12 protein-coding genes are annotated in these 12,314 nt (G+C 58.8%); 7 read left to right on the top strand and 5 right to left on the bottom strand.

Going from position 1 to position 12,314, the window contains the following annotated elements; genetic code table 11:
- The first annotated feature begins 265 nt into the window (after positions 1-265).
- The 4 genes from V3W49_RS14510 to V3W49_RS14495 all read left to right on the top strand — a co-directional run bounded on the left by V3W49_RS14510 (position 266) and on the right by V3W49_RS14495 (position 5,254).
- Positions 266-985 carry a gluconate 2-dehydrogenase subunit 3 family protein gene (locus V3W49_RS14510; RefSeq protein ID WP_500146409.1) on the top strand — a complete coding sequence of 240 codons (720 nt, stop codon included), beginning with the start codon at positions 266-268 and terminating at the stop codon, positions 983-985.
- 30 nt (positions 986-1,015) lie between these two features.
- Complete coding sequence (locus V3W49_RS14505; RefSeq protein ID WP_500146407.1) at positions 1,016-2,788, top strand: GMC family oxidoreductase; 1,773 nt, start codon at positions 1,016-1,018, stop codon at positions 2,786-2,788.
- Between the two features lies 1 nt (position 2,789).
- Positions 2,790-4,100 carry a c-type cytochrome gene (locus V3W49_RS14500; protein ID WP_500146405.1) on the top strand — a complete coding sequence of 437 codons (1,311 nt, stop codon included), beginning with the start codon at positions 2,790-2,792 and terminating at the stop codon, positions 4,098-4,100.
- A 122-nt stretch (positions 4,101-4,222) separates the two neighbouring features.
- Positions 4,223-5,254 (top strand): Gfo/Idh/MocA family protein, encoded by a 1,032-nt coding sequence (locus tag V3W49_RS14495; RefSeq protein WP_500146404.1) that lies wholly within the window; start codon positions 4,223-4,225, stop codon positions 5,252-5,254.
- Positions 5,255-5,269: 15 nt separating this feature from the next.
- Here the strand turns inward: V3W49_RS14495 and fsa are convergent, their stop codons facing one another.
- Entirely contained in the window at positions 5,270-5,932 is a 663-nt protein-coding gene (fsa, locus tag V3W49_RS14490; RefSeq protein WP_500146402.1) for a fructose-6-phosphate aldolase, read from the bottom strand.
- 154 nt (positions 5,933-6,086) lie between these two features.
- Between fsa and V3W49_RS14485 the strand changes: the two genes are divergently transcribed.
- A complete protein-coding gene (locus V3W49_RS14485; RefSeq protein ID WP_500146401.1) occupies positions 6,087-6,539 on the top strand; it encodes an acyltransferase in 453 nt (150 codons plus the stop codon).
- 16 nt (positions 6,540-6,555) lie between these two features.
- Here the strand turns inward: V3W49_RS14485 and V3W49_RS14480 are convergent, their stop codons facing one another.
- The 4 genes from V3W49_RS14480 to V3W49_RS14465 are packed head-to-tail and all read right to left on the bottom strand — an operon-like array spanning position 6,556 to position 9,907.
- Positions 6,556-7,326: a 3-hydroxybutyrate dehydrogenase gene (locus tag V3W49_RS14480; protein ID WP_500146400.1), complete on the bottom strand. Its 771-nt coding sequence runs from the start codon at positions 7,324-7,326 to the stop codon at positions 6,556-6,558.
- A 17-nt stretch (positions 7,327-7,343) separates the two neighbouring features.
- Entirely contained in the window at positions 7,344-8,528 is a 1,185-nt protein-coding gene (locus V3W49_RS14475; RefSeq protein WP_500146399.1) for an acetyl-CoA C-acetyltransferase, read from the bottom strand.
- Positions 8,528-9,196, bottom strand: coding sequence for a CoA transferase subunit B (locus V3W49_RS14470; RefSeq protein ID WP_500146398.1), 669 nt, complete (start codon positions 9,194-9,196; stop codon positions 8,528-8,530). The genes V3W49_RS14475 and V3W49_RS14470 overlap by 1 nt, the downstream gene beginning before the upstream one ends.
- A gap of 12 nt (positions 9,197-9,208) precedes the next feature.
- Positions 9,209-9,907 carry a CoA transferase subunit A gene (locus tag V3W49_RS14465; protein WP_500146396.1) on the bottom strand — a complete coding sequence of 233 codons (699 nt, stop codon included), beginning with the start codon at positions 9,905-9,907 and terminating at the stop codon, positions 9,209-9,211.
- Positions 9,908-10,052: 145 nt separating this feature from the next.
- Between V3W49_RS14465 and V3W49_RS14460 the strand changes: the two genes are divergently transcribed.
- Positions 10,053-10,946 (top strand): LysR family transcriptional regulator, encoded by an 894-nt coding sequence (locus V3W49_RS14460; protein WP_500146395.1) that lies wholly within the window; start codon positions 10,053-10,055, stop codon positions 10,944-10,946.
- A 183-nt stretch (positions 10,947-11,129) separates the two neighbouring features.
- Positions 11,130-12,314 (top strand): multidrug efflux MFS transporter EmrD, encoded by a 1,185-nt coding sequence (emrD, locus tag V3W49_RS14455; RefSeq protein WP_500146393.1) that lies wholly within the window; start codon positions 11,130-11,132, stop codon positions 12,312-12,314.

Here is a 12,314-nt window from a genome sequence, read left to right as displayed (position 1 = left end):
GTAAGTAACAATCTCGTTAACATTCCATTCAGATTAAAATGGCTACCGCGTTGTTAAATCAGGGAAGAAAATTGATACCACGAACATCTTATTTTATTAATTCCGTTGGTTCTCTAATTTCCTTATCTGTCATCCAGAAAGAGTCCTGATGCATTATTAAACGCGTTCCTGACGAATTGCCGGGTAAACCCTAAAGGCAACGTTCATTTTATGGCCGCACCGTGGTAAGCCGCACCAGCAATAATGATGAGCAAGGAAAAACCAGATGAAACGTAGAGAGTTTTTGTCGTCTCTCGCCGTCCTCGGCGTCGCCTCCACGTTGCCAGCAACCGGTAAAGCAGCGGAGGTAAGCGGTGGCCAGCCCTGGGAACCTGGAAAGATCCAGACGCCCCCGACCCCGCCGCGCAAAGGCGGCCTGCAATTTTTAACCCAGCATGAATTCGACACCGTCGGCGCCATTGCCGAACGCTTTATCCCTGCCGATGAACTCAGCATCAGCGGTAAAGAGGCGGGATGCGCCACCTTTATCGACCGCCAGTTGGCTGGCGACTATGGTCGGGCGGCTACGTTATACCGCCGCGGGCGCTTTATTAAAGGTACCCATGAACAGGGGCCGCAGTCGGCGCTGACTCCCGCCGAACGTTACCGACAAGGGCTAAAAGCGCTGGATGCCGCCACCCGTAAGCGCTTTGGCAAAGCATTCGTTGCGTTATCAACAGAGCAGCAAGAACAGGTGCTGCACGCCATGGAAGCGAATGACATCGATCTCGGCCCCGACGTCGACACCAAAGCGCTGTTCGAACTGCTGCTACAAAACGTGCGCGAAGGTTTTCTTGCCGACCCTATCTACGGCGGCAACAAAGGGATGGCCAGTTGGAAAATGATAGGCTTTCCGGGAGCGCGCTACGACTTCCGCGATCTGCTCAGTAAGAAGGGGCAAAAGCTGAACATTATCCCCACCAGCCTGATCGATAACGCTCTGTAAGCCATACCCTCTACTAATGCGGTAAAAAGAATGAAAAATGTACGCCCAAAAGCGGATGTCGCGATCGTTGGTCTCGGCTGGTGTGGTTCACTCATCGCTGAAGAACTGACGCGCGCCGGTCTGAACGTAGTCGCCATCGAACGCGGCCCCTGGTTTGAAACCGCCACCGACTTTCCCCCTTCCGTCGACACCGACGAGCTGCGCTGGGATACCCGCCGCGGTATGCTGCTGCCTCCCGCAGTGGAAACTTCCACCTTTCGTAATAACAGCAACCAGAAGGCGCTGCCGACTCGCGACTGGAACCTGAACGAAATGGGTTACAACGTGGGCGGCTCCGGTACCCACTGGGCGGGTATGGCCTGGCGCTTTACGCCATTCGATCTCGAACCCTATACCCAAACCGTAAAGCGCTACGGCGAAAAACAGATAACCGACGGTCTGATCCTCCAGGACTGGGGCGTCACATACGATGAGCTGGAACCGTTTTACGATCGCTTCGAGAAGATCGCCGGCGTTTCCGGTAAAGCCGGACGCCTGAACGGCGAAACTATTCCCGACGGCAATCCGTTTGAAGGCAATCGCAGCAGCGAATATCCACTGCCGCCGCTGGAAGGCATGCGCCTTACCGATATCTTCCGCGACGCCACTAAAGCCATGGGCTATCACCCGTTTATGGTTCCGGCAGGCCAGGCGTCTCGCGCCTATGTCAACCCACTGGGGGTGCGCATGGGGCCCTGTACATACTGCGGTTACTGCCTTTACTACGGCTGCGGCAACTTTTCCAAATCCAGCCCTAACGCCTGCGTGATCCCGGCGCTGATGCAGCGTGAAAACTTCACCGTACTGACCGAATCTGCAGTAGTACGCGTCAACAAAGCTGCCGATGGTAAAACCGCTACCGGCGTGACCTATATCGACCGTAATAATCAGGAATGGGAACAGCCTGCGGATATCGTGGTGCTGAGTGCCTTCCAGATGCAGAACGTGCGTCTGTTGCTGCTGTCGAAAATCGGTCAACCCTACAACCCGATCACCAAAACCGGCGTGGTGGGGCGCGCCTATAGCTTCCAGACCGTCTCTGGCGCGAACCTGTTCTTCGAAGATGAAAACCTCAATCAGTTCATCGGCGCTGGCGCCCTTTCTCAGCAGATAGACGACTTTAACGGCGACAATTTCGACCACAGCGAACTCGGTTTTATCGGCGGCGCGGGTATCCTGGTGGTGGCCCGCGGTGCTCGTCCCATCGGCAATGCCGATCTGCTGCCTCCCGGTACCCCGCGCTGGGGTAAAGACTGGAAAAAGGCCTATACCCACGCCTTCCAGAACGCCACCTTTATTTTTGGTCAGGGAACCAGCTACTCCCACGAAGATTACTACCTCGACCTCGATCCGGAATATACCGACGATTACGGTCTGCCGCTGCTACGCGTGACCTTCGACTACAACGAAAACGATCGCCGCTCGGCGAAGTTTATCGAAGAGAAGAGCGTCGCAATCGGAAAAGCGATGGGAGCGAAAACCGTCGTGGGTACTAACTCTGCTTCCGGCCACTATTCGCCCTATAACCTGGCAAGCGATCACACCATCGGCGGCGCGGTAATGGGTACCGATCCCAAAACCAGCGTACTTAACCGCTATCAACAGAGCTGGGATATGCACAATCTGTTTGTTCTGGGCGCCTCTTCCTTCCCCAATAACGCAGGCTACAACCCCACTGGCACCATCGGCGCCCTGAGCCTGTGGACGGCGAAGGCTATTATCGAACAGTACCTGAAAAACCCCGGACCGCTGGTAAAGGTATGATATGAAAAAAATAAAAATCATCGGCAGCCTTGCCGTTATTGCCGCCGCAGTCGCGGCAGTTCTTCTGTGGCGCAACGGCGACGCCTCGGCGGATGAGGTGGCCGATAATCAAATTCAGATGAAGCAGCCGCTCAGTCAACGGGATGCCGCTGCGGTCGCGCGCGGCAAATACATTGCCATTGCCGGAGACTGCGTGGCCTGCCATACAGCGCCAGGCAGTAAGCAGCCCTTTTCCGGGGGCTATGCCATCAGCACCCCATTTGGCGATATCTTCGCCAGCAACATCACGCCGGATGCCGAAACCGGCATCGGCAACTGGACGGAGCGCGATTTTTACCGCGCGGTGCGACACGGCAAAGGAAAAGAGGGGGAAAACCTCTACCCGGCAATGCCTTATAACGCCTATGTGAAGGTCAGCGACAAGGACATGCACGACCTCTGGATGTATATGCGGTCGGTAAAGCCGGTGCGCAGCAAAGTTCCTGAAACCCAACTGCCGTTCCCCTATAACATCCGGCTGGCGATGATGGGCTGGAACCTGCTGTTTTTCGATAATTCCGGCTTTACGCCGGACCCCAGCCAGTCCGATGCCTGGAACCGCGGAGCATATTTGGTTCAGGGGCTGGAGCATTGCGCCGCCTGCCACACCGCTAAAAACCTGCTGGGCGGCGATACCCGCGCCTATCTGCAGGGTAGCAATCTGGGCGACTGGCACGCTCCGGATATCACAAGCGATCCTCATACCGGCATTGGCCAGTGGAGCGAAGAGCAGATCGTGCAGTACCTGAAACTGGGCAGCAATCATGTCGCGGTAGCCTCCGGCCCGATGGCGGAAGCAGTCACCAATTCAACCCAGCATCTGAGCGACGACGATCTGCAGGCCATCGCCAGCTATCTGAAGTCGCTGCCGGGCGGTGATAAACAGCCGCCGCAGCCGCTGGCCGCCAGTCATCCACAGATGAAAAGCGGGGAAAACATCTATTCGGTGAACTGTACCGCCTGCCATAACAGCAACGGTAAGGGCATCGCCAACCTGGCCGCAGGCCTGGCCAATAACCCAGGCCTGCAGGCAGACGATGCGACTTCGATTATCACCACCATTCTGCAGGGAGGACGCGGCGCCGTTACTCAGGGCAACCCGACCAGCGGCGCAATGCCCAGCTTCGCCTGGAAACTTTCCGACCAACAGGTGGCCGCCGTCGCAACCTATATCCGCAACGCCTGGGGCAATGCGGCAACGCCGGTCAGCGCTGATGAGGTCGCGAAACAGCGGGCTAAACTCAAGCTACCGGAGCAGATGCCGGAACGCTAACCTTCCTTCGGCCCGGCACCTGCCGGGCTGAGGGTTTTCCATCATCAGGCCCATCCCCAAAAGCGGGAACGCTTATCTATAGTCAGCTCTCGGAACCCACAACAGAATAATCAGGAGCTGCTATGTTTCCCTCCTCTCTACCCACACCGCGGCACCCGGCTCCACAGGCCATTCCCGAGCTACGCTGGGGCATTATTGGCCCGGGTTGGATTGCCGAACGTTTCGTTCAGTCGCTGCACGAGAACAGCCGCCAGCAGTTAACCGCAGTAACTGCCCGCAGTCGGGAAAAAGCCGAAGCTTTTGCGTGCCAGTGGCGAATTCCCCACGCGTTTGACGACGCCGATGCGATGCTGGCCCATAACGAACTGGATGCCGTGTATATCGCCACGCCCCACAACCGACACTTTCCGGACGCCATGCGCTGCCTGCAGGCCGGGAAACACGTGCTGGTCGAAAAACCGCTGGCGCTGAACGCCCGGGAAGGCGCGACGCTACAGGCGGAAGCCCGCGCCCGCGGCCTGCTGTGTATGGAGGCTATGTGGTGCGATTTCCTGCCAAAGTACGACGTGCTGCGCCAGCTGCTGGAAGATGGCGCACTGGGCGATATTCATACCCTGATTGCCGATCATGGCGAATTTTTTACCGCCGGGCACCGCATTTTTAACGCCGATCTGGCGGGCGGGCCAATGCTCGATCTTGGCAGCTATCTGGTCGCCTTTAGTCTGATGGTAGGCGGCAAACCACAGGAGATTATCGCTCGTGGCCAGTCGGTGCCAGGCGGGGTAAACGGACAGACATCAATGTTGATGGTGCATGGCAGAGGTATGCAGTCGGTACTAAACACCACGCTGTTCAGTAATACGCCGGGCGGCGCCATAATTGCCGGACGTGATGCCACCCGGACGCTGGACGGCCAGTTTTATGCGCCGGGCAACTTCACCCTGCATGCCAGCCAGGGCAACAAGAGCCTCACCTGGGAAGAGCCTGCCAGCCGCTACCAGCAGCTGTTTTACGAAGCGGAACACTTCGCCTGGTGTCTGGGCCAGGGGCTGGCGGATTCCCCAATCCGCCCGCTTTCAGTTTCTCTGGCCACGCTTGAGGCTATGGACGAGGTTCGCCGCCAGTTGGGCATCGTCTTTAACGAAGAGCGTTAAGCTCTGTGGGACAGGTTACAGAAAGCGAGAGCCAAAGGCCCCCTGCCAGTCCTGTTCAAAGCGCTCAACCGCCGCTTCAACCGCCGGCGCCTGAATGAACTGTTGAGCCACCTCTACCGGCAGCGTAATCGCCTCACAGCCCGCCAGCAGGCAGGAAAGCGCCTGGCGGGCGCTCTTAAAGCTGGCGGCCAGCACCCGGGCATAAGGAGCATGTTGGGTAAGCAACTGCTGGAGATCGCGCGTTGTCTGTACACCGTCTCCGCCCTGGGCATCCATCCGGTTAACATAAGGAGAGATATATTCGGCTCCCGCCAGCGCAGCGAATAACCCCTGCCCCGCGCCGTAGACCGCGGTTCCTAGCGTGGAGATCTTCTCCTGTTTCAGCAGGCGGATTGCCGCCAGACCTTCCGGTATCGCAGGGATTTTTACTACCAGATCGGGGATCAGCGCTCTCAGCTGCCTTGCCTGGGAAACCATACCTTCCGCATCAGAAGCCAGAACCTGGGCGAACAGCCGCCCTTCACTGCCCAGCGCTTCGCGAAGTTCGGTTAACGTCTGCGCCAGCGGGCGGCCCGTCGCGGCCACAATACTGGGATTGGTGGTCACCCCCGCAACGGGAAAACAGCGCGCCAGGCGCGCCACGGCTGCGGCATCGGCAGTATCGAGATAAAGCTCCATTGTCCACTCCTGCTTGAAAATGTGATAAAGATCAATCGTTGTTCAGTATAGAGAACCCGGGAGAATCGTGCCGTTTAACCCAACCGGGAACAGAGGCGCGTTTATCTGCTGTGCCAGGTCATCATCAGAACGGCGACATCAGAGGAGGAATTCCATGAGAATAATGCAGAGCGGCATGCGCGACGTCAGCGCCGGCCATAACGTAACGGTGGTGGAGCCGGTGAATCTCTATGAGTGCGAACTTCAGGACGATGTCTTTATCGGCCCTTTTGTGGAAATTCAGCGCGGCTGCCGCATCGGCAAAGGCAGCCGGGTACAATCCCACTCTTTTCTCTGCGAAGGCGTCACTACTGGCGAAAACTGCTTTATTGGCCATGGGGTAACTTTTGCCAACGATTTATTCAAGGAAGGCGCGCCAGAACCTGATCCGACACGCTGGATAACAATTACCCTGGGCGATAACGTTACCGTGGGCAGCGGCGCCACCATTCTGACCGACACCATTTGCAACGGCGCAACGATCGGAGCTGGCAGCGTGGTGGTCAAACCCATTACCCGTAAGGGAATTTATGCGGGGAACCCGGCCCGGCTGATTCGAACGCTTTAATATCGCGCCCTCATTTTTACTGCGCCACCCAGCCGCCATCCATATTCCAGGCCGCGCCGCGAACCTGAATAGCGGCGTCGCTACATAAAAAGAGCGCCAGCTCACCTAATTGTTCCGGCGTCACAAATTCGCCGGAGGGGTGTTTTTCCGCCAGCAGCGCTTCTCTTGCCTGCGCGGGAGTCGCGCCTTCCTCAATACGCTTATCGATTTGCTTCTGAACTAACGGCGTCAGCACCCAGCCCGGGCACAGCGCATTGCAGGTGATAGCGGTGCGGGCCGTTTCCAGCGCGGTGACTTTGGTCAACCCCAGCAGGCCATGTTTGGCCGCCACATAGGCCGATTTTTCCCGGGAGCCCACCAGACCGTGCGCCGAAGCGATGTTAATGATACGCCCCCAGTTGCGGGCGCGCATCTCCGGTAACGCCAGTCGGGTAGTATGAAATGCCGCGCTCAGGTTGATAGCCAGTATCGCGTCCCACTTTTCTACCGGGAAATGCTCTACCGGCGCCTGATGCTGGATACCGGCGTTGTTGACCAGAATATCCACGCCGCCATACTCCCTGGCGGCCCAGGCCATCATCGCCTCGATTTGCGCCACGTCGCTCATATCCGCCGGGTGATACCCGGGCTGTTTCCCCAGCCCCGCCACCCGCGCCCGGGCGGCGGCCACATCGCCAAAACCGTTCAGCAGCACCTGAGCACCCGCCCGGGCCAGGCTTTCCGCCAGCCCCAGACCTATTCCGCTGGTCGAACCGGTCACCAGCGCCGTTTTACCTTCCAGATTCATCGCAGACTCCTTCGTCGTTAGCCACGTTCAATCGCCAGCGCCACGCCCTGCCCGCCACCGACGCAAAGCGTCGCCAGCCCCCGGGCCGCACCCCGGCGCCGCATTTCATGCAGCAGAGTCACCAGAATTCGGCATCCGGAAGCGCCGATCGGGTGCCCCAGCGCGATCGCACCGCCGTTCACGTTGACCCTCTCATCGTCCCAGCCCATCTCTCGCCCCACCGCCAGCGCCTGAGCCGCAAAGGCTTCGTTGGCCTCAATCAAATCGACGCTATCCAGCGTCCATCCGGCCCGGGCCAGACAGCGGCGGCTGGCCAATACCGGGCCAATGCCCATCACCGCCGGGTCTACGCCCGCCAGGGCGCCAGCCGCAATACGCCCCATCACCGGCAGGCCCAGCGCCGCCACCCGCTCCGCGCTCATCAGCAAAACCGCCGCCGCGCCATCGTTCAGGGAGGAAGCATTACCCGCGGTTACCGTGCCCCCTTCGTGCAGGAAGGCCGGGCGTAAAGCCGCCAGGCGTTCGGCGGTGCTGTCCGGCCTGGGCTGTTCATCCTGGCTCACTATGGCGGCCTCCTTTTTACCCTGTGGAACCGCTAGCGCCACGATTTCATCGTTAAAACGACCGGCGGCCTGCGCCGCGACCGCACGCCGCTGGGAACGCAGGGCAAAATCGTCCTGGCTCTGCCGGTCAATGGCATAGCGCTGCGCCAGGTTTTCTGCGGTTATCCCCATATGATAGTCATTGAAGGCGTCCCACAGACCGTCGTGGATCAGAGTATCCACCATATTGCCATGACCCAGCCGCAGTCCGGAGCGGGCGCCGGCCAGCACATAGGGCGCCTGGCTCATGCTCTCCTGCCCACCGGCGATAACAACCTCCGCGTCGCCGCTGCGGATCGCCTGCGCCCCCTGCAATACCGCCTTCAGTCCCGATCCGCATACCTGATTAATAGTGACGGCGGGAACGCTCCACGGCAGACCAGCGCGCGCCGCCGTCTGGCGCGCCGGGTTCTGGCCGCAACCGGCGCTGAGTACCTGCCCGAAGATCAGCTCATCTACCTGTTCTGGCGGTACGCCGCTGTTTTCTATTAATGCCTTCACCAGCGCGCTACCCAGATCGACGACGTTCAGCGAAGAAAGCGCGCCATGAAAGCTGCCGATGGGCGTTCGCAGGGCATTAACAATCACCACATCCCGCATCAGGCGCCTCCCGGAGTCAGCGTCATTTCCGGTACTGTGTCCGGCACAATCAGTTTTCCCGCAGTCTTCGCCACAATCTCTTCCACGCTGACGCCGGGCGCCCGCTCCCGCAGAATAAAAGCGCCATCTTCAATTTCCAGATAAGCGAGATCGGTCACCACTCGCCGGATACAGCCCGCACCGGTGAGCGGCAGGGTGCAGTGCGGCAGCAGTTTGGATTCGCCGCTTTTTGACGCATGCGTCATCATTACGATGATATTTTCCGCCCCGGCCACCAGGTCCATGGCTCCGCCCATTCCCTTCACCATCTTGCCGGGAATCATCCACGAGGCGATATTACCGGCTTCGTCCACCTCCAGTGCGCCCAGCACGGTCAGGTCGACATGACCGCCGCGAATCATGGCGAACGACTCCGCGGAATCGAATATCGCCGCTCCCCTGCAAGCCGTGACCGTCTGTTTACCGGCGTTGATCATGTCTGGATCCAGCTCCGCTTCTGTGGGAAAGGCGCCCATTCCCAGCAGGCCGTTTTCCGATTGCAGCATCACATCCACGCCGGGCGGCACATAGTTCGCCACCAGCGTCGGAATACCGATTCCGAGGTTTACGTAATAACCATCGCGCAGTTCGCAGGCCACACGCTGCGCCATCTCTTGTCGTGTCAGCATTTGTGCCTCCGGTTATGCGCGCAGGGTGCGCTGTTCAATGCGTTTTTCGAACCGGCCCTGGATCAGGCGATCCACATAGATGCCCGGGGTATGAATGGCATTGGGATCCAGTTCACCGGGAGCGACTATCTCTTCAACTTCCACCACCGTAATGCGCCCGGCACTGGCCATCAGCGGATTGAAGTTTCGGGCAGTATGGCGATAAATGACATTGCCGTACCAGTCCGCCTTCCAGCCTTTAACAATCGCGAAATCACCGCTAATGGCCCGTTCCATCACGTAGTGGCGGCCGTCAAACTCCCGCACCTCTTTACCCTGTGCCACTGGCGTACCGTATCCCGTGGCGGTATAAAACGCGGGAATACCGGCGCCACCTGCGCGGATTTTCTCCGCCAGGGTGCCCTGCGGCGTCAGCTCTACCGTCAGAGAGCCATTAATAACCTGCTGTTCAAACAGGGCGTTTTCCCCCACATAGGAGGCCACCACTTTGCTGACCTGGCGGGTTTCCAGCAGGCGGCCCAGGCCGAAACCGTCCACTCCGCAGTTATTGGAAACCACCGTCAACCCACGTACACCGCGGCGGCGAATTTCATCAATCAGGTTTTCCGGGATGCCGCACAGGCCGAAACCACCTGCCAGTACCGTCATATCATTCGTTATTCCGTCCAGCGCTTCCTGGTAGCTGGCGACCCGTTTATCCAGTCCGGCCATATCGTTGCCTCGTGCTCACTCTGATACCCGGCATCTTGTTAAACCCGCGACTGATTTGTGAATTTTGTTTTTGTGAGCCATTAATCCGTTTTTGTTATTAATTTGTTGTTAATTTATGTTTTCCAGTTAGTTAGGCAGCGGTGAAATGAAAATTAGCGTCAAACAGTTACGCGCATTTTTAGCGGTGGCTCACACTCTGAACTTTGCCCAGGCCAGCGAACGGCTGAATCTTTCCCAGCCCGCGCTGAGCCTGGCTATCCGCGGTCTGGAAGAGGCGCTGGGCGGCGCGCTGCTGACGCGTACCACCCGACGGGTGGCGCTTACGCCGGAAGGCGAGGCGCTGTTTCCTATGGCGCGCCAGCTGCTGGCGGACTGGGATAATGTGGAAGAGGCGATGCGCCAGCGTTTTACGCTACAGCGCGGCAAAGTTTCGCTGGCTGCCATGCCCTCATTCGCAGGCAATCCTCTGCCGCCGATTCTGCGAACCTTTCGCGATCGCTACGCCAGCATTAACGTGACAGTGCATGATGTGATTAACGAACAGGTGCTGGAGATGGTGCGCGATGGTCGGGTAGAAATGGGGATTGCCTTCGAACCGGAACCCGATTCCGGTCTGCACTTCACCCCCCTGACCTGCGATCGCTTCGTGGCCATCGTCCCCGCTGATTCCCGGCTGGCAAGGCGGGAAAAACTAAGCTGGCGCGAGCTGCTTTCGCTCGATTTTATTACTCTGCAACGCCCTTCTGCCGTGCGCCTGTTACTGGAAGAGAGCCTGATGAAAAATGGTCGGCGGCTGGAAGTCGCCCTTGAAAGCCACCAGTTGGTGACCGTCGGACGTATGGTGGCCAGCGGCCTGGGCGCCAGCGCGGTTCCTGCATTATGCGCCAGTCAGATGGCAGAGCTGGGGGCGGTCTGTCGTCCGCTCAGTCACCCGGTCATTGAGCGCCAGGTGGGAATAATTCGCGCCAGTAGTCAGCCGCTTTCCGCCGCCGCCCAGGCGCTGTTCAACACGGTTCTCAGCGCCTTTCGGGAGGACTGATTTTTCTATATGTCGCCTGGCAACCTCCATTGCCATAAAAACTTTACACTAACCATAAAACAATTATCAGGATAAACAACCATGATATATGGATATATTCCTGCATAGTGTTAAATTTACGGCATATTCCTCTGGCACTTCGCCAGACCTTCCATTTTAGCTTTAGTGACTGCGTGAATTGTCATGAGAACAAGTGATAATCGCCATCTGCTGATCATGTTGATTCTGCTGGTGGCCGTCGGGCAGATGGCCCAGACTATCTATATTCCTGCCATTGCCAATATGGCGCAGGCGTTAAGCGTGCGCGAAGGGGCTGTACAGGGCGTAATGGCCGCTTACCTGCTGACCTACGGCGGCTCCCAGCTGGTTTACGGCCCCATCTCCGATCGCATCGGACGCCGTCCGGTGATCCTGGCGGGCATGCTTATCTTTATAGTGGCGACCCTGTTTGCCATGACCACTCACAGCCTGACGGTGCTGATCGCCGCCAGCGCTATGCAGGGAATGGGCACCGGCGTGGGTGGGGTTATGGCGCGTACTCTACCGCGGGATCTGTACGAAGGCCCGGCCCTGCGCCATGCCAACAGCCTGCTGAATATGGGGATTCTGGTGAGCCCGCTACTGGCCCCGCTAATCGGCGGGATGCTGGATACGCTGTTCGGCTGGCGCGCCTGCTTCGCTTTTCTGCTGACCCTGTGCGTGCTGGTCACTTTCAGTATGTGGCGCTGGATGCCGGAAACCCGGCCCGCGCAGGCTTCCCGTAGCCGCCTGCTGGCCAGCTACCGTACGCTGTTCGGCAGCCTGGCGTTTAACTGCTATCTGGTGATGCTGATCGGCGGGCTGGCCGGCGTTGCAGTGTTCGAAGCCTGCTCCGGGGTACTGCTGGGCTCCGGGCTGGGCCTGAGCAGCCTGGTGGTCAGCATCCTGTTTATTCTGCCGATCCCGGCCGCCTTCTTCGGCGCCTGGTTCGCCGGTCGCCAGAATAAGCGCTTCCCGACTTTGATGTGGCAGGCGGTACTGAGCTGTCTGCTGGCCGGCATTCTGATGTGGCTGCCCGGTCTGTTCGGCGTAATGAACGTCTGGACGCTGCTGGTGCCGGCCGCGCTGTTTTTCTTCGGTGCCGGGATGCTGTTTCCGCTGGCCACCAGCGGTGCGATGGAGCCTTACCCCTTCCTGGCGGGCACCGCAGGCGCGCTGATAGGCGGTCTGCAAAATGTGGGCTCCGGCGCCCTGGCGTCGTTTTCCGCTATGTTGCCCCAAAACGGGCAGTTCAGCCTGGGCATACTGATGCTGGCGATGGGATTGCTGATTCTGCTGTGCTGGCTACCGCTGACCCATCACGATCAGCGCCACGGTCAGACGGTGTAG

Source organism: Rosenbergiella sp. YN46 (assembly GCF_036620675.1).
GTDB lineage: Bacteria > Pseudomonadota > Gammaproteobacteria > Enterobacterales > Enterobacteriaceae > Jejubacter.
Note: the sequence above shows the minus strand (reverse complement) of the source record. Positions and strands in the feature narration are given on the sequence as shown.